Annotated in this window: 12 protein-coding genes; 6 read left to right on the top strand and 6 right to left on the bottom strand. The window is 70.9% G+C overall.

What is annotated here, in order from left to right; all coding sequences use genetic code 11:
* Positions 1-143: 143 nt before the first annotated feature.
* Positions 144-1,139 carry a homoserine kinase gene (thrB, locus tag LDL49_RS08295; protein ID WP_225290351.1) on the bottom strand — a complete coding sequence of 332 codons (996 nt, stop codon included), beginning with the start codon at positions 1,137-1,139 and terminating at the stop codon, positions 144-146.
* 157 nt (positions 1,140-1,296) lie between these two features.
* The gene (gene thrC / locus LDL49_RS08290; RefSeq protein ID WP_225290350.1) at positions 1,297-2,355 is read right to left on the bottom strand and encodes a threonine synthase; all 1,059 of its coding nucleotides are present in this window, start codon (positions 2,353-2,355) and stop codon (positions 1,297-1,299) included.
* A 159-nt stretch (positions 2,356-2,514) separates the two neighbouring features.
* On the opposite strand from thrC, the gene LDL49_RS08285 reads away from it, so the two are divergent.
* On the top strand, positions 2,515-4,029 hold the full coding sequence (locus tag LDL49_RS08285; RefSeq protein ID WP_225290349.1) for a glycosyltransferase family 2 protein: 1,515 nt from the start codon (positions 2,515-2,517) through the stop codon (positions 4,027-4,029).
* A 70-nt stretch (positions 4,030-4,099) separates the two neighbouring features.
* On the opposite strand, the gene LDL49_RS08280 is transcribed toward LDL49_RS08285, so the two are convergent.
* Both LDL49_RS08280 and LDL49_RS08275 read right to left on the bottom strand, forming a co-directional pair.
* Entirely contained in the window at positions 4,100-5,692 is a 1,593-nt protein-coding gene (locus LDL49_RS08280; RefSeq protein ID WP_225290348.1) for a glycosyltransferase family 2 protein, read from the bottom strand.
* An 83-nt stretch (positions 5,693-5,775) separates the two neighbouring features.
* Positions 5,776-6,885 carry a glycosyltransferase family 2 protein gene (locus LDL49_RS08275; protein ID WP_225290347.1) on the bottom strand — a complete coding sequence of 370 codons (1,110 nt, stop codon included), beginning with the start codon at positions 6,883-6,885 and terminating at the stop codon, positions 5,776-5,778.
* Between the two features lie 237 nt (positions 6,886-7,122).
* Here LDL49_RS08275 and LDL49_RS08270 point away from each other — a divergent pair, with 237 nt between their 5' ends.
* Genes LDL49_RS08270 through LDL49_RS08255 form a run of 4 tightly spaced genes read left to right on the top strand, consistent with a single transcriptional unit; the run spans position 7,123 to position 12,753 of the window.
* A complete protein-coding gene (locus LDL49_RS08270) occupies positions 7,123-7,560 on the top strand; it encodes a hypothetical protein (protein ID WP_225290346.1) in 438 nt (145 codons plus the stop codon).
* Positions 7,557-9,053 carry a glycosyltransferase family 2 protein gene (locus LDL49_RS08265; RefSeq protein ID WP_225290345.1) on the top strand — a complete coding sequence of 499 codons (1,497 nt, stop codon included), beginning with the start codon at positions 7,557-7,559 and terminating at the stop codon, positions 9,051-9,053. Before LDL49_RS08270 ends, LDL49_RS08265 begins: the two co-directional genes overlap by 4 nt.
* On the top strand, positions 9,050-11,017 hold the full coding sequence (locus tag LDL49_RS08260) for a glycosyltransferase (protein WP_225290344.1): 1,968 nt from the start codon (positions 9,050-9,052) through the stop codon (positions 11,015-11,017). Before LDL49_RS08265 ends, LDL49_RS08260 begins: the two co-directional genes overlap by 4 nt.
* Positions 11,014-12,753, top strand: a complete 1,740-nt coding sequence (locus LDL49_RS08255) for a glycosyltransferase family 2 protein (protein WP_225290343.1) — start codon at positions 11,014-11,016, stop codon at positions 12,751-12,753. The genes LDL49_RS08260 and LDL49_RS08255 overlap by 4 nt, the downstream gene beginning before the upstream one ends.
* Positions 12,754-13,024: 271 nt before the next feature.
* Here the strand turns inward: LDL49_RS08255 and LDL49_RS08250 are convergent, their stop codons facing one another.
* Both LDL49_RS08250 and LDL49_RS08245 read right to left on the bottom strand, forming a co-directional pair.
* Entirely contained in the window at positions 13,025-13,960 is a 936-nt protein-coding gene (locus LDL49_RS08250) for an SDR family NAD(P)-dependent oxidoreductase (RefSeq protein ID WP_225290342.1), read from the bottom strand.
* Positions 13,961-14,056: 96 nt separating this feature from the next.
* Positions 14,057-14,902, bottom strand: coding sequence for a helix-turn-helix transcriptional regulator (locus tag LDL49_RS08245; protein WP_225290341.1), 846 nt, complete (start codon positions 14,900-14,902; stop codon positions 14,057-14,059).
* A gap of 191 nt (positions 14,903-15,093) precedes the next feature.
* On the opposite strand from LDL49_RS08245, the gene LDL49_RS08240 reads away from it, so the two are divergent.
* On the top strand, positions 15,094-17,337 hold the full coding sequence (locus LDL49_RS08240; protein ID WP_225290340.1) for a hypothetical protein: 2,244 nt from the start codon (positions 15,094-15,096) through the stop codon (positions 17,335-17,337).
* Positions 17,338-17,356: the final 19 nt, after the last annotated feature.

Genomic DNA, 17,356 nt, shown 5'->3' with positions numbered 1-17,356 from the left:
CGCGCTGCACACGCCTCGCGACGTGCAGCATGATGCAGCGATGTGTGGCTGACAAGCACGCACCCAACAAGGGGGCATCTGGTGCGGCTATCAGCCTAACATCACCAGCGCACACGGCTATTCCCTGAAGGTCTAAAGAGGCATCAGCGTGTCTCGGGGAACTGAACGTTCGCACCAACTGGGTCGACGTCCATAAGCTGGATGTGCCAGTCATTACCCACTTCTGGCGCGATCAAATCCTGCGAATCCGGTGTCGAAAACGCAAGAACTGTGGGACCTGCTCCCGAAACGACCGCAGGCACGCCCACTGCACGGAGACGTTCTACCAGATCCGCACTGGCCCGCATCGCAGGCGCACGGTATTTCTGGTGAAGTCGGTCTTCGGTGGCGGCGAGCAACAGCCCGCGCTCCGGCCGCTGGGTCAGCGCCGCGATCAGCAGCGCAGCCCTGCCGGCGTTGAAAGAGGCGTCCTTGTGGGGCACGTCCTTCGGCAACAACCCCCGTGCGGTCTCCGTGGCCAGGCGCGTCGCCGGAACGAACACGACAGGCTGGATGCGCACATCCGGGAGCAGTTTCACCATACGCGGTGATCCGGAGTGGTCGGTCCACGCAATCGTCAAGCCTCCGGCCAGGCATGGCGCGACATTGTCCGGATGCCCTTCCATCTCGGTGGCCAGCGCGAACACCTCGTCGTCGGTAAGGCCGTATCCGTCGGAGAATCCGGCCGCGTGCGGCCCTCCGTCGCCGGTTTCCGTACGCGGTGCGGAGTCCGTACGCGAGCTTTCCGATTCGTCGGGCCGGGCCAGCGCTCGGGCGGCCAGGATGCCCGCGCAGATCGCGGCCGAGGACGAGCCCAGGCCGCGGGCGTGCGGGATGCGGTTGAGGCAGTGCAGCCGGATGCCCTCGGGCTGGGCGGCCCCCATGCGGTCGAACGTCCTGCGCATGGCCTTGATGACCAGGTGTCCTTCGCCGAGGTCGAGCTCACCCTCGCCCTGTCCTTCGACGGTGACGTGGACGCCCCGCTCACCGGTCAGCGTGGCCCGGACCTCGTCGTACAGGCCCAAGGCCAGGCCCAGGGTGTCGAAGCCGGGGCCCAGGTTCGCCGACGTGGCAGGCACACGGATGTCAACGGTGCTCATTCGCCTGATCTTTCCCCCGCCGCCTTCAGCGGCGACGGGCCTGTTTTCCGTACGGCAAAGCATCCGTACGGCAATGCATCCCCGTATGGCAAAGCAGAGGCGCACACCGCACAGTCCGGCATGCGCCCGAATGCTCCGTACGAGAGCCCCGGAGTGCCTAGCCCAGGTTGAGGGCGGCCGCGGCGGCGTGGACGTCGATGGGGATGGTGACCGGGGCCGGCGCGCCGGCGATCGCCCAGTCAGGGTCCTTGAGGCCGTTGCCCGTGACCGTGCAGACGATGCGCTGCCCGGGCGCGATGAGCCCCTGCGCGTGCGCCTGAAGGAGACCGGCGACGCTGGCCGCCGAGGCGAGCTCGACGAAGACGCCCTCCTCCTGGGCCAGCAGTTTGTACGCGGCCGCGATCTGCCGGTCCGTGACCGACTCGATGGCGCCCCCGGACTCGTCGCGCGCCGCCGTGGCGAGCTGCCAGGAGGCGGGGTTGCCGATGCGGATGGCGGTGGCGATCGTGTGCGGGTGGGCGACGGGCCCGCCGTTGACGATGGGTGCCGCGCCGCTGGCCTGGAAGCCGAACATGCGCGGTGCCTTGGTGGCGATCCCGTCGGCGGCGTATTCGCGGTAGCCCATCCAGTAGGCCGAGATGTTGCCCGCGTTGCCCACCGGGATGCAGTGGATGTCGGGCGCGTCGCCGAGCGTGTCGACGATCTCGAACGCGGCCGTCTTCTGGCCCTGCAGCCGGAACGGGTTGACCGAGTTGACCAGCGCGATCGGGTAGCTGGACGACAGCTTGCGGGTCATCTCCAGGCAATCGTCGAACGAGCCCTCGACCTGGAGCAGCGTGGCCCCGTGGACGAGCGCCTGGGCCAGCTTGCCCATCGCGATCTTGCCGCGCGGCACCAGCACGGCGCAGGTGAGCCCGGCGCGTACGGCGTAGGCGGCGGCCGAGGCCGAAGTGTTGCCGGTGGAGGCGCAGATGACCGCCTTGGCACCCTCTTCGACGGCCTTGCTGATGGCCATGGTCATGCCGCGGTCCTTGAAGCTGCCCGTCGGGTTGGCGCCCTCCACCTTGAGGTAGACGTCACACCCGGTCAGCGCGGAGACGCGGTGCGCGGGCACCAGCGGCGTGCCGCCCTCCAGCAGCGTGATGACGGGCGTCTTCGTGGTGACCGGAAGACGCTCTCGGTACTCCTCGATGAGGCCACGCCACGACCTGCTCATATTGACTCCCTACCTGCGGTCTTGGGCACCGAGTGTACGGGGTCCCGGCGGTGTTCACGGAGTCGAGTCCCGGGCCGCCGAGCAGTGGCTGCAACAACCCATAATTCAGGAAATTCTCAGCATCTCCCGGTAAGGTCCCCGGGCAGGGGGGTCACCACCATGAACGCGCGTCCTGCCATGACGCAGAACGACTATTCTCCGCTGTCGCCGCCGGAGCTCGGCACCTGGTCACCGGCCCTGTCCGTGAGCGTGGTGATACCCGCGCACGGCGGGCCCCATCTGGAGCTGACGCTGGCCGCGCTGGCCGCTCAGACGTACCCGGACCATCTCATGGAGGTCCTGGTCGTGGACGACGGCAGCGAGCCGCCGATCCGGCTGCCGGAACTGCGGCCGGTCAACACCCGGATCGTCCCGGTGACGACCGGCTGGGGCATCTCGAACGCCGTCAACACCGGCGCCAAGGCCGCCGACGGCGAGATCATCCAGCGCCTCGACGCCGACATGGTGGCCTGCCGCGAGCACATCGAGGCCCTGGCCCGCTGGCACCACGTGACCGACTATCTCGTCACGATCGGGATGAAGCGCTTCGTCCAGGTGCCGACGCTCACCGCCGAGCAGGTCTTCCGGGCGGGACACCTGGGGGACGTGTTCGACCTGGCGTCCGGCGTGTCGAGCTCCACCGAGGCGACGATCGCCAAGACCGACAGGCTCCGCAAGAGCCGCAATCCCTACCACGTGTGCACAGGGCCGACCTTCGCCCTTCCCCGGGAGGTCTTCCACGCCGTGGGCGGCCTCGACCCGACCGTCGTGCGCGGAGAGGATACCGAGTTCGCCTACCGGCTGGCCATGCACGGTGTCGTGTTCATCCCGGACATGGAAGCACAGGCCGTACATCTCGGGCTGCCCGCTCAGCACCGTGACCGGGACCGCGCCGTGCGAGCCGTCGAGCCGTACCTGGCGCACCGGATTCCGCTCCGCCGCGACCTGCGCAAGGACCAGGGCCGCCGCTGGCTCGTGCCGTACGTCGAGATCGTCCTGGACGTCACGGACACCTCGGAAGCGGTCGTACGGCAGGCGGTTGCGGCGGCGCTCGACGGCAGGCTTCAGGACGTCGTGGTGACGCTGGTGGGTCCGTGGGCGCGGCTGCACGACGGGCGGCGGGCCGTGCTCAGTGACCCGCTCTTCGAGATGCGGCTGATGCGCGACCTGTTCGCCCACGACGACCGGATCCGGCTGATCGACGAGGCGGCCCCGACGCCGGCGCCCGCGCCGTTCCGCTACCGGGGACCGGTCGAGGTGGCGCTGCACAAGGTGACGCTGGAGCGGATGATCGAGACGGTGCAGAAGGACCTGACGGGCGTGCTCGTCGTGGACCTGCCCGACGGCCGCACGGCCCGCCTCGAACGCACCTCCGCCCTGGGCCGCGCCCTGCTGCTCGCCGCCCCGGGCGACGATCTCGACGAGATCATCCAGACCACGCACGGCGTACGGCACGAGGACCCAGACCGCTACTGGCCCCCGGCCCCGCAACCGAAACCCGCAGGCGAGAAGACCACGGCCCAGAAGGCGGCGCCTCAGAAGCCCGCCGCGCCGCTACCGCCGATCGTCACGGTTCCCGCCACCGAGGAACGGACCCTCCTGGGCCGTCTCAAGTCGGCGCTCCGGCCCAGCTGAGCCAGGAGTCCCAGCCAAGCGGGGAGCGGCTCGCCCGCCCGGCTCGCCGCGCAGCCGCTCGCCCAGGACGCTAGCCGCGCAGCCTCTTGCCCAGAGCGCGCTTGACCGTGGTGGCCAGCAGGACCCGCATGCTCTGCTGGGCGCGGTTGGCGGCGGCCAGCTGACGGCGCAGCGTGCTGACGTCGCGCCGCAGCTCGACCGCGCTCTTGCGCCAGCGCCCCGCCTCGTCGCGCCACTTGGTCACCTGCGCGCGCAGCCGTTCGGCCTCCTTGGCCAGCCGCGCCGCGTCGGCCTCCGCCTTGAGCCTGGCCCGGTAGGCGCTGCGGCGGCCGAGCAGCTCCGCCGCCTCCTCGGCGAACCCGTACGTCTCGCCCTCCACCCACGCGACGCCCGCCACGTCGTCCACCGCGTCGTCGAGCTCCTCGCCCGGGCGTACGACGATCCGCGCACGGGCGAAGGAGGAGGCGCGCTCCAGGCGGGCGGCCACGACGCCGTCCTTGGACTCGTGGAGCAGCACGTTCACCAGCCCCAGCCCTTCGGCGCGGGCCAGGTCGAGCAGCCTGGCCACGCTGTCCTCCCCCGGCACCCAGTCGGCGGGCAGCCGCAGCACGTACGGCACGCCCGGGTCGACCTCGCCGGAGACCGCGAGCCGTACCCGGCCCTCGTGCAGATAGTGGCCGTGGACCAGCATCAGGTCGAGGTCGGGGTCCTTCAGCGGGGCCCGGCGCTCGCGCCCGAGGGAGTCCCAGGGACCGACCACGACGATGGACAGGTCCAGCAGGGTGCCCGCCAGCAGGGCGTCGACCGTGGCGCGTACCTGGTCGTAGCCGGCGGTGCCGTCGACGACGATGGCGACGTACGGGACCTTCCACTGGCGGGAGGGGTGCGAGCGGAGCCACCGGTAGGCGGGGATGCGGTCGGCGACGAACGCGTAGCTCACGCGGTCGATGGGCCGCTGGTCACGCATCCGCATGGTCGGCCCGAGATGGTAGGCGCGGGCCTTGGGCTCCGGTACGAACACGGCCCCGGCCTGGTAGAGCCGGTAACCCATCTCCGTGTCCTGACCGAGGATCAGCTCGTCGTCCATCGTCCCGGCGGCGGCGACCAGCCGGGCGTTGACCGAGGTCGCGCCGCCGACGTGCAGGCTGAAGGGGCGCTGAGTGTTGTCGGTGAGGCCGTTCGTCCGCTCGATGAGGTCGATGATCCAGGCGTGCGGCTCGGCCGGCTCGAAGGCCTTCTCCAGGTCGTCGGGCAGCTCGGCGGGAATCGGCGCCTCGGTGAACCTGATGTAGCTGGTCACGGCCAGATAGGGCGCGGCATGGTGCCAGCGCATGTGCGCCTCGATCGAGCCGGGAGTGAGCACGACGTCGGAGTCGAGCCAGTGGATCACGTCGCCGGTGGCCTCGGCGAGCCCGGCGTTGCGCGCGGCGGCCCGGCCCGGCTCGTGGCAGACGATCAGCCGGGTGCCTTCTGGGCGTTCGGCCGGCAGCCGCAGGGGCGGGGAGCTGCCGTTGTCGACGACGATGACCTCGATCAGCCCGGCGGGGTAGGTCTGCCGGGCGAGCCCGGCCAGCGCCAGGTCGAGCTTGTCCTGGCCGCCGTACGCGGGCACGACCACGCTGACCCGCAGCCTGGGCGTGTAGGTCTCCGGCGGTTCGAGCATCCGGTAATCGTTGCCGCGAACCCTCGTGCCGCTTCCAGAAGCAGACTTGGCACTCGTGCCACTCCCAGGAACAGGCTCAGCGCTCATGCCGCTTCCAGCAGCAGGCTCGGGCGGAAGCCGCGCCACTGGTTCGTGGCGACCTTCAGGAAGTGGGCGAGCGGGAGTTGCCAGGTGTGCTGGTCGCTCAGCGTGCGCCGGAGCACGTAGCCGAGGCCGTGGGTGCGGTAGATGCTCGCCCCGGCCGCCTGGGCGGCCTTGAGGAAGTCCCGGTCCACCGCCCGCGGCTGGGCCGGAAATCCGCCTAAGTCCTGAAATATCGTTCTGGAGGCGAGAATCGTGCCACCTGCCACATGATCGCTGGAGACCTCGCTCGGATAAGCGGCGCCACTGGCGAACGTGGTGCGCCTGATCGTGGCGTGCAACGGCTCCAGGTAAAAGAATTCGGCCGTCGTGCCGACGATGTCGGCCCCCGAATAGGACGCCGCCATGATCAGGTCGGCGAGGTGGTCGGGGCCGTACCAGTCGTCGTCGTCCCACTTGGCCACGTAGTCGCCGGCCGCCAGGGCCGCGGCCTCGTTCAGCACCTCGCCGAAGGGCGTCGTGGCCGGGGCCTCGACCCAGGTCACGGGTAGGGGGCAGCTCTCGACCGCCTGCCGTACCTGCTCGAAGGGGACACCGTGCAGGCCCAGCAGCACCTCGATGTCGGTGTCGCGCTGCCGGGCCATCTGCGCGAGCGCCCCGGCGACCAGCGCCGGGCGCCTGGTGGACATGACCACGCTGATCCGGGGCGTACGCGAGGGCGGCAGGCGGTGGGTCAGGCGGCGCAGCCGGACGCTGTGCTCCTCGCGGCGTAAGTCGGCCAGCGACCTCGGGCCGGTCCCGGTGTGAGCGAGCCAGTCGCGGTCGGTGAGCAGCGCCGCCAGCTCCGCGGGGACCCACGCGGGGGCGTCGTCGGCGGTCAGCGGCACGCCCGCCGCCGCCAGCCGGACCAGCCCGGCGAGCGGCACCTCGTGATCGGGCCACTCGATCTCCAGGCCACGCAGCGGGCGCAGCGACGGCACGTCGGGCTCATGGCCGTCGACGGCCCACCCGGTGAAGGCCCCGGGCAGCGCGGCGGGGCGGCCCTCACTCCAATGCAGGCGGGCGAGCCCCTTCTCCGGCGTACGCGCGAAGCCGCAGGGGGTGACGGACATGGTGCTCCTTGACCGACGAGGACTCAGTCGGCGCCTACCTTACGCCGGTCTGACACCATCTGAGATGTTGAGTTCACCTTAGATGTGGATGCCGGTGAGGACGGCGATGTGAGCTGAACTAGCAGGATCCTCCCAGTTTTTGTCCAGGAAGCTATGGCACGGTAGTGGCGAATGTTTATTAAGGTGTCAATATCCCATTGCCACCTGATACGTCATGACTACGAAAGGTATGCGCGGATGTTCTCGCCCCGCCGACTGGCAGCGACCGCCGCAATCCTCGGAGTTCTGGCCGTCGCCGTGCTCGTGCTGCTCGTCCTCACCGATCTGCTCACGCTCGGCGCCGCCGCCGCCTCGGGGGCGTTCGCCGTCACGCTGGCCGGGCTCGCCGTGCTCGTGCTGACCGTACGACGCCTCGACGGCAAGGCCCAGCGCATCGACCTGCGAGCCAAGAAGCACGAGGCCGAGCTGGCCAAGACCGCCACCGCGCTCAAGCGGATCGAGACGCGGCTGGACCGCCTGACCGAGGCCATCGAGCAGTCGGCCACGCGGCGCGAAGAGGACCTCGGCGCGATCCTGGCCTCGCTGGGCGAGGACCGGGTCAACGCCATGACGCGGGCGCGAGAGGTGGAGGAGCTGCGCGAGGAGGTCCGCGCGCTGGCCAAGGACCCGGTATGACGCGGATCAGGCACAACGACTGGGGAACTCTGGAGCCGCCGGCCATCGGCGCCTGGCAGCCCGCGCTGACCGTTTCCGTGGTGATCCCCGCCTACAACTGCGCGCCGGCCCTCGCCCGGACCGTGGCCGCGCTGGCCGAGCAGACCTATCCGGCCCGACTGGTCGAGGTCGTCGTCGCCGACGACGGCAGCCAGCCGCCCATCGACCTGCCCGGAGTCCGGGTCGTCCGGGTGAGCGAAGGCTGGGGACGCGGCGCGGCCCGGGAGACCGGCCGGCTCGCCGCCACCGGCGACGTGATCCACTGGCTCGACGCGGACATGGTCCTGGCTCCGGACCACCTGGAAGCGCACATGCGCTGGCACCACCTCATCGACCACGCCGTGGTGATCGGCGACACCCGGTTCGTGGCGGCGCTGGGCGAGGAGGGCACCCGGACCGAGTACACCCGCGTGACCCTGGAGTCGACCAGGATGCTCAAGGACGCGGGTTCGAGCGCGTACCTGCTGCACACCGGCGCCTCCTCCTCGGTACGCGCCGACCTGCTGCGCGACGCGGGCGGCGTCGACCGCACCCTGAACATGGCCGAGGACACCGAGCTGGGCTACCGGCTGGCCCAGGCCGGGGCGGTGTTCATCCCCGACGAGCAGGCGCGTGCCTGGCACGTCGGGCAGTCCACCGTGATGCGCCGCGAGAAGGACGTACACCGGCACAACTGGTCGTTCCTCGGCGATCTGATCCCCGATCTGCGCTGGCTGCGCGGCCATCCGCGACGCCGCTGGCTCGTGCCGTACGTCCAGATCGTCGTGGCGGCGACCGGCTACGAGGAGACGCGCGCCGGCGTGGACTCCGCGCTGGCCGGCACGATCACCGACACGGCCGTGGCGATCGTCGGCCCCTGGGACAAGCTGACCGACGAGCGCCGCGACAGCCTCGACGACCCGCTGCTCGACCTGCGCCTCATCCACAATCTCTACCGGAACGAGCCGCGCGTCACGTTCGTGACGGCCGCCCCCGACTCGGCCGCCCCCGCCCCGTTCCTGCTGACGCTCCCGTCCGGCTGGGTGCTGGGCGCCGACACGCTGTCCCGGCTCGTACGGCTGGCGGAGCAGGACACGCTGGGACTCGTCTGCGCCGCGCTCGCCGAGGCCGAGACCGGGGTCGTGACCGCCAGGCTGGAGCGCACCGCGGCCTTCTCCCGCGCGGCCCTGTTCCACGGGGAGACCGACGACCTGGTGGACGAGATGTTCGGGTCGGTCTGGGTGAGCGGGGCCGAGTACGGCTTCGCCACGGAGGACCAGGCCGAGCCGCTGGCCGGAGACCCCGCCAAGTGGCGGGCGCTGGCCGGCAAGCGGCAGGCCGAGGTGAAGGAGCTGCGGGCCGAGATCGACCGGCTGTCGGCCGAGGTGGACCGGCTGTCGGCCGATCCCGCCCCCGACACCACCGCCACCGGACCGCTGACCTCGCTCATCAGGCACCTGCGGAGCGCCGGATGATCCGCGAGCTGCTGGCCGAGATGCCCGAGGCACGGGTCTTCCTCGCCGGGGTCGAGCACGACATCACCGCCGTGGACCTGGACCGGGACCTGCTGGAGCCGTCGGCGGACACGGAACGGGTGCACGAGGTGCTCGTGCTCGCCCGTACCCCCGCAGACCTGCGCCGGGCCGCCACACTGCACAAGCTGCTGCCGGAGGCCCGGCGGGTGGTCGTGGCCGTGCTCGACACGCCCGCCTCCCACCCGGCCCCCGTGCCCACCCCGACGCCCGCGCACCGCTGGCGCTCGCTCACGGATCTGCGGGTCTACCGGCCGAAGGACCGGGTGTGGGTGGTGGACGCGCGGTTCTCGGCGCCCACGCCCGCCGGCCGTACGGTGACCGCGACGGCCCGGGCGTTCGCCGGGCACCGGCTCGACGTCATCACGGCACCGGCGGCGGCGATCGCGGGCGTCGGCGCGGCGGCCTGGCGCCCCGGTGATCCGAACGCGACACCCGCCGAGGTGACCGGGCCGGTGCCGGAACGGGTCGGCGCGCCGGGCAGCGACGTCGTGCTCCGCACTGTCGACGCTTCCGGAACACTCGCCGCTTCGGGCACACGCGCCGCCTCCGAAACAGCTTCCGGAACGGCTTCCGGATCAGCTGCCGGATCCGAGGAGGGCACGGGCGACACGGCCGTGGCCGGCTGGTCCGGGTCGCAGACGCCGATCGAGCGGCCGACCGCACGGTCCGCGAGCTGGGAGCAGCTCGGCCGTCCCGGCGGCGCCGGGCTGTCCCTGGCCGACCCCGACGTGCTCGGTCAGCCGTCCATGATCCCGCCGGTCGACGAGCGGCTGGTGAACCCGCAGGGCTTCGTCACCACCCCGTCACGCGGCCTGGCGTCCCTGGTGGAGCGCGACGGCCGCTGGTCGGTCGTGCTCGACGGGAAGGTGGTGACGGCGTTCGCCGAGTCGGGCGGTGTCACGGACGCCGACGTGGGCAGGCTCAGGCAGCTGCGCGGCGTGGAGATCGACTGGCATCACGCCCACAGCGGCCCCCTCGCCGCCGTCCGCGTGCTCACGGGCCTGGCCGCGGCCGGCGTGCCGCTGATCGCGGACACGGTGCCGCGCTGGGCGGGCGCACTCGGCGACGAGCTCGCCCGGCTGCTGACGGCCGACCCCGACCTCTCCGACGAGCTCCGCCGCGAGGAGCACAGCATCCGGCTACGCCGCGAGGCGCTGCGCACCCATGGCGTCGCGGCCCGCTGGGAGCAGCTCGGCGCCCCCGCCCCCGCTCCCCCGCTGACCTCGGTACTGCTGGCCACCCGCCGCACCGACATGGTCGGGTTCGCGCTCGACCAGGTCGCCCGGCAGCGCGGCGCCCAGCTCGAAGTGATCCTCGCCCTGCACGGCGTGCCCCAGGGCCATCCGGACGTGGCCGCGGCCATCGCCGCCTTCGACGGCCCGCTGACCGTCCTGGAGGCAGACCACCAGGCGGTGTTCGGCGAGGTGCTCAATGACGCGGCGGCGCGGGCCTCGGGCTCGTTCCTGCTGAAGATGGACGACGACGACTGGTACGGCCCCGACTTCCTGACCGACCTGCTGCTCGCGCACTCCTACTCGGGGGCCCAGGTGGTGGGCACCGTGCCGGAGTTCGTCTACCTGTCGTCGATCGACGTCACCGTGCACCGCAGGCAGATCACCGAGCAGATCACCAGCTTCGTCGCGGGCGGCACGATCCTGGTGGAGCGCTCGGCGTTCCAGGCGGTGGGCGGTTTCCGGCCGCTGCGCCGGTCGGTCGACACCCAGTTCCAGGAGGCGCTGCAGGCGGCCGGCGGGCAGATCTACCGTACGCACGGGCTCGGCTACATCCTGCGCCGCGGCCCCGCCGCCAACCACACCTGGCAAGAGCCGATCGGCACGTTCCTGCAGCGCAACAGGAACCAGTGGCGCGGCTTCCACCCCAGCACCCTCATGGAACTACCGTGACTCCTCCTACCGCTGCCGGCGGGCACATGCCCCGGCCGGATGGGGCCGGGGCCTCGGGTGGCTCGCCAGTCCCTCGCATCCGCCGCAACGACTACGGGGTGCTCACCCCGCCCCTCCTCGGCCAGTGGACACCCGAGCTGACCGTCACGGTCGTCATCCCGGCCCACGACCGCCAGGAGACCCTCGACCTCACGCTGGCCGCGCTGTCGGCGCAGAGCTACCCGGCCGAGCTCATGGACGTCATCGTCGTGGACGACGGCAGCGCGGTGCCGGTGCGCCTGCCCGAGCTCGTCCCGGCGCGTACCCGCCTCATCACCAGCCCGCCCGGCGGCTGGGGCCGGGCCTGGGCCGTCCAGACCGGCGTCGACGCCGCCACGGGCGAGATCGTCTTCGTGCTGGACGCCGACATGGTGCCCCATCGCCACCACGTCGAGGCCCAGCTCCGCTGGCACCACCTGGCGCCGTACCTGGTCGTGCTGGGCTGGATCGACTTCACCGCCGGCGACGTGCTGCCCACCCCCGGCGAGGTGCGCCAGGCGCTGGAGGACGGGCACGAGGACAAGCTGTTCCCCCTCTCCCCGCACCGCCACGACTGGGCCGAGAAGATCATCCTCGACCACGACGGCCTGCGCACCGCCCCCAACTCCCTGGCCACCCGCATCCACGTGGGCGCCACCGCCTCCTACCCCGCCTCGCTGCTGCGCTCGATCGGCGGCCTGGACACCTCCCTGGTGCTGGCGGAGGACACGGAGCTCGGCTACCGGCTCACGCAGGCGGGCGCGGTGTACGTACCGGACCCGGACTCGCGCGCGTGGCACATCGGGCTGCCGACGGCCATGCGTGATTTCCTGTCGTTGAAGCGGTACAACGACCCTTACGTGGCGGACCGCGTACCGTACCGGCGCTACCTGCGCACGGACCCGGGCCGGCAGTGGCTCGTCCCGTACGTGGACGCAGTCGTCCCCGCGGCGGGCTACGAGGACGTCCGCGCGACGGTCGACGCCCTGCTGGCCGGCTCGGTGCCGGACGTCGCGATCACCATCACCGGCCCCTGGTCGGCGCTGGGCGACGACCGCCGCTCCCCGCTCCGCGACCCCGACCTAGACCTCCGCCTCATCCACGCCACCTTCGAACACGACCCCCGGGTACGGCTGGCCTCGGACCTTTCCGGTGTCGTGTCACCGTTCCGCCTCCTCATCCCGCCCGGCTGGGTCCCGGCTCGCGACACCCTTGAACGCCTGGTCGGCCACCTGGAAGAGCACGACGGCGGCGCCCTCTGCGTCGCCCTCGACGAAACCGACCAGGGCGTCACCGTGGCCAGACTCGAACGCACCGCCGCCCTCGCCCGCGCCACCCTGGTGGCCCGCCCCGGCGAGCACCTGGACACCATCCTGGACGAGGTCTTCGGCCTGGAATGGGTGGACGGCGACACCTGGGGCTTCACCCGCCGCCCCCCGATCTACCCGCCACGCCGCCGCCCCGTCCCGGAGCTGGACCGCGTCACGGCCCAGTACGAGAAGGAGCTCACCCGCCTGCGCAAACGCACCGCCCTCATGCAGGCCGAACTCGCCCAGCTCCGCAGGGAGGCGGGCAAGGGCCGCAGGGACGCGGAACGGTGGCGCGAGAAGGCCGAGTCGTGGCGCCGCGAGGCGGTCCGCCTGTCCAGGGCCCAGGACCGCACGGTACTCAAACGCGCCGTCCGCCGGGTCCGCAACCTGGCTTTCCCCGACAGCTGACCCCAAACTGCATCGCCTTCGCCGATGGGAGGCGCTTCGCGCCTTCAGGGCTCAGACTGTGTCTATTGGGGCTGCGCCCCAAACCCCGTCGAGGGGCTGCCGCCCCTCGAGCTCCCCGCCCCGTGGGCCGGAGTGGATGGACAGCGAAATAACCGAAGTCCGATTCCTGCGCGATCTCGAACCTCTATACGGGCGCTTTGCAGGCTCATCACAATCCGGGGTGTAGTTACCCGGGCAACGGTCAGGTGCTGGCACACGAGCGCTTCCAGTGTCACTCGGCGGTCGGGACGGTGGCGAGCAGAGCACGCGTCTCGGCGACGACCCGGTCGCTGAACTGAGGGTCGTTCACCTGAACTGAGCCGACCATCGGCTTGCCGTTCTCGTCGTAATAGACGCCGGTGACAGCCGTGGCGTCGGTGAGGACTCGAGTGATCATCCGAGCGGCTCGCTTCGGGGTACTCCAGTACTTGACGAGGGGGGCGATCGGCGACAGGACGTACCTCGACACGAACACAGCCACGGTGCCCGCGTCCCGTCCGAGGCCGCTGCCAGGGCTGAAGCCTGGCTCGACCGCGCTGAAGCGCAGCCGGGGGGTCTCACGTGCGAACGTCAGGACCGTGGCGAGGTTGCCTTGCTTCGAGGTCGCGTAGGCATCCAGACCGGGTCGCGACGCCCCGCCCGGTTCCCACTCGCCACGAGCGCTGGCCTCGGCGGAGATGTAGCGACTGCCACGGAAGCCGGCAACGACGGCGGGCCGACGCTCGGGGTCCTCGACGGCGGAACATACGAACACCACGTGGGTGCCGTCCGGCAGATGAGGGAGCAGCGCCTCGGTGAACGCGAAGGGGCCGAGGTGGTTGGTGGTGTACGTCAGGTCCCAACCGTGCGACGTTGTACGGGTCTCAAGCGGCATGATGCCGGCGTTGTTGAGCAAGCCGGCGATCGGCAGGCCGAGGGCGACGATTTCCGAGGCCGCGCGCCGTACGCTCGCGATGTCGGAGAAGTCAGCGACGACCGAGGCTGCCCGGCCGCCCATCGCAGAAATCTCCCGTTCGACCCCGCCGAGCCGCCCCCGGTCTCGGCCGACGAGCACGACAGTGCCGTAATCGGCCATCTCCAAAGCGGTACGCCGGCCGATGCCAGACGTCGGCCCAGTGATGATCCACGCCCGGTCGGGCGACGTGCTGTGCGGGTTCTCTTGAATCATCCCACAAGCCTTGGGCAGTCGCCTCGGGCCAACCAGTCGTCCGGTTTTCGTAGGACTGCCAGAGCCAGCATCAGCCGGCCTGGGCCGCCGTCGTATCTACTCGACCAACTGCTGGTTGCCCAGGACGACGGCGAGAGCCAGGCGCTCGGCATCCTCGGTGCCGGGCTCGGCGGTATAGACCATGAGTCTCACGTCATCGGTGGCGACGAAGAGGACATCGCAGTCGAGGTTGATCGGTCCGACCGCAGGGTGGTCGACCAGCTTGCGCTTGGACGGCTCCTGGTCCGGCCCAGGATCATCACGCTCCCAGAGTTCGGCGAAGTGTGGGCTGTGGGCGATGAGCTGCTGAATCAGCGCGCGTAGTTGACGGTCTGCCGGGTACCGTGCGGCCGTGCGACGTAGGTCGGCCACCTGTCCCGCCAGGAGCTCCGCCTCTTCCCGCGGCGAGTGAACGACTCGATTGCCGGGACCGACGAAGTTGCGCCAGAGCGCGTTGCGCTCAACGCCGTGCCACCCCGTCGTCAGGCCCATGAGCGCGTCGTAAGGGGCGTTGGCGGCCAGGAGAGTCCAGGTCGCGTCGTAGACGGCCACCGGAGTGTCCGCCAGCCGGTCGAGGAGGCGCTGCACGCTGGCGGTGAGCCGCGCCGGCACGACACCTCGACCAGGAGTTCGATGGCCGGCGAGCTCGAAGAGGAGTGCGCGGTCGGTGTCGGAGAGCCTCAGTGCCTGGGCCAACGCCTCGACCACCTGAGGGGAGGGGGACGTCGCCCGTCCCTGCTCGAGCCGGGTCAGGTAGTCAGTCGAGATGCCGGAGAGCCCAGCCAGTTCCTCTCGCCGCAGGCCGGTTGCGCGGCGCCGGCTGCTCGTCGGCAGCCCTACCACTTCCGGCTCCACCCGGTCACGCCAGCGACGCACCGTCCGACCGAACTCCCAGGACTCCATCGCCCCAGTATGCGATGCATATAACACCCTGTCCTGGCCCTGAGAATCCCAGTGACAGATGCCCACACGAATCACGGGACGGTTCAGCCCGGCCGGGGCAGCGAAGTCCAAGCGACGAAGGCAGCAATCACCGCAACAGACGCATCGGCCGTTTGGACCGGGCCTTTGAAGAAGCTCAATAGGCTCATCACATGCTTGATGAGGCAGCCTTATTCCGGGCCTGTGCCACCGGTCAGGTCCTTCGCGCGCAGGACGGCGAGGAGTTCGTCGTCCAGAGCCGCCTGCTACGTGAGCTGTGCCGGCGGGGCAGCGCGGACATCGACCCGCGTGGGTTGGCCATCGAGGGGGCGAGGATCGCCGGTGACCTCGACCTGAGCGGCATGCAGGTGCCCTTTCCGCTGCGCTTCGTGAACTGCGTGTTCGACCGTCCGCTCGCCCTGGACGGCGCCGAACTGCATCTGCTGGTGCTGGACGGCTGCAGGGTGCCCGGCATTCTCGCCAACGGGCTGCGGGTGCGGCGCGATGTGGACCTGTCGAGGTCGCGGATCAGCGGCGGCCTGTGGACCTCGGCCAGCACCTCCTGCAGTGCGGCGGTGTGGTTGTGCGAGTCGGAGATCGGCGGCCGTCTGATCTGCTTGGACACTGTCATCGACGCCGACATGCGGGCCGTACAGGCGGACCGGATGCGGGTCGGCGGGACGATCCGGTTGTTGCACGGGTTCGAGGCGCGCGGCGGGATGCGGCTCCTCGGCATCGAGCTGGCGGGCTCGCTGGACCTGACCGGCGCCCGGCTGACCCGGCCGGATCGCGGGCTGGCCCTGGATCTGGGTGATGCCCAGATCGGCGGCAGCGTCTTCCTCATCGACGACCAGACGGGCCGCCGTCCGCTGATCGGCGGCCGCCTCACCATGCGCAACGCCAAGGTCGCCGGTAAGTTCCTCATCCGCAACGCCGACTTCGAACCCGGCGAAACGGTCACAGGTGCGGGCTACTCCAGCCTGCGCGGCGGCGGGACCGCGATCAACGGTCCGGGCCTTTTCGTGGGCGGAGATCTCAGCGTCGAAGGCGAGTGCCGGTTCGGCGGCGGCGTGGATCTGTCCATGGGGTCCTTCAGCACCATCCAGATCCGTAAGGGGTGCGAGTTCGCCGTCGCCGGCGGGCGCGCCCTCGATCTGACGAATGCCGAGCTGCGGTCGAATCTCGTCTTCGAAGAGGGAGTGGCGGTCCAGGGCATGCTGAAGCTGTCTGGGGCCCACATCAAGGGATCCCTCATCCTCCGGGGAACCCGGTGGAGCGGGCCAGAGAACGGCTCGCTCATCTCAGCGGGGGGCGTGGTCGTCGACAGCGCGGTGGATCTGCGGGACGTGGAGACCACGGGTGGCAGGCTGCGGTTCCGCTCGGCGACCGTCGGCGACCTCATCGACGCCCACGGAGCCCGGCTGCACAACCCCGATGGCGAGGCGCTCTCGCTCCAGCGGGTGGTGGTCAGAGGGTCCATACAGCTCACCGGCGGGTTCACCGCCCACGGCCGCGTGTCGTTGAACCGGTGCGTCGTGGAAGGGCGGCTCGACTGCGCGGACGGCACCTTCACCGAGGGGATCGAGGCGGTGTCGGCGACGGTCCGCGGCGGCATGCACCTGCGCTGGAAGGACGTCCCGGCATCGGTGGATCTGACGGGCGCGGTCACCACCGTGCTCGCCGACGACCCGGCCAGGTGGCCGCGGCGTTCGGCGATCGCCGGATTCGTGTACGACCGGTTCGACGGCCCCTGGGACTGGCGGACGCGTCGCGACTGGCTGCGCGCCATGGTGCCGTTCGACGCGGGACCGTACGAGCAGGCGGCCAGGGTGTTCCGCCAGCACGGCCATCCCGCCGAGGCCGAGCGCCTGCTCATCGAGCAGCGCAAGCGGGCCAGGCAGGAGCGGCCACCGGGCGGTCGCTCACCGCGCCGCCGGCTTCGCGACGTACGGGATCTTCTGTACGGGGTCACCGTCGGCTACGGCTACCGTCCGGGGCGTACCTTGTGGTTATTGGGCGCCCTGCTCGCCCTGGTCGGCGTCATGATGCTGACTCCCGCGGTCCAGCAGACGCTGCGCGCCACCGACCCCCGCGGCAACGTGTACGCGGTCGACGGCCGCCTGGTCACCGTGAACGGGACGGCGGCGGCGACGGACGGCACCGCGACGCCGGCCCGGCTCGCCGCCCGGCCCGGGCCATGCGGCGACGGCCAGGTACGCTGCTTCGACCCCGTCTTCTACACGGTGGACACTGTCATCCCGCTCCTCTCGCTGGGCCAGCGCGCCACCTGGTACGCCGAGACGCGCAGCTCAGCGGGCACCCTTACTTCTACGCTGCTGAACCTGGCCAGCATGCTGGGCTGGCTCCTGTCGACCGTCGTCGTCCTGTCCTTCGCCCGGCTGGCCAGACCGGCGTAAGCCTCCGCGAGGGGGTCGA

The sequence above is a fragment of the Nonomuraea aurantiaca genome, from assembly GCF_020215705.1.
Taxonomy (GTDB): domain Bacteria; phylum Actinomycetota; class Actinomycetes; order Streptosporangiales; family Streptosporangiaceae; genus Nonomuraea; species Nonomuraea aurantiaca.
This window is presented reverse-complemented; position numbering and strand designations above follow the sequence as displayed.

Coding starts and splice junctions, on each gene's coding strand:
- thrB (WP_225290351.1), bottom strand. CDS start 1,139: ATGAGCACCGTTGACATCCGTGTGCCTGCCACGTCGGCGAACCTGGGC.
- thrC (WP_225290350.1), bottom strand. CDS start 2,355: ATGAGCAGGTCGTGGCGTGGCCTCATCGAGGAGTACCGAGAGCGTCTT.
- LDL49_RS08285 (WP_225290349.1), top strand. CDS start 2,515: ATGAACGCGCGTCCTGCCATGACGCAGAACGACTATTCTCCGCTGTCG.
- LDL49_RS08280 (WP_225290348.1), bottom strand. CDS start 5,692: ATGCTCGAACCGCCGGAGACCTACACGCCCAGGCTGCGGGTCAGCGTG.
- LDL49_RS08275 (WP_225290347.1), bottom strand. CDS start 6,885: ATGTCCGTCACCCCCTGCGGCTTCGCGCGTACGCCGGAGAAGGGGCTC.
- LDL49_RS08270 (WP_225290346.1), top strand. CDS start 7,123: ATGTTCTCGCCCCGCCGACTGGCAGCGACCGCCGCAATCCTCGGAGTT.
- LDL49_RS08265 (WP_225290345.1), top strand. CDS start 7,557: ATGACGCGGATCAGGCACAACGACTGGGGAACTCTGGAGCCGCCGGCC.
- LDL49_RS08260 (WP_225290344.1), top strand. CDS start 9,050: ATGATCCGCGAGCTGCTGGCCGAGATGCCCGAGGCACGGGTCTTCCTC.
- LDL49_RS08250 (WP_225290342.1), bottom strand. CDS start 13,960: ATGATTCAAGAGAACCCGCACAGCACGTCGCCCGACCGGGCGTGGATC.
- LDL49_RS08245 (WP_225290341.1), bottom strand. CDS start 14,902: ATGGAGTCCTGGGAGTTCGGTCGGACGGTGCGTCGCTGGCGTGACCGG.
- LDL49_RS08240 (WP_225290340.1), top strand. CDS start 15,094: ATGCTTGATGAGGCAGCCTTATTCCGGGCCTGTGCCACCGGTCAGGTC.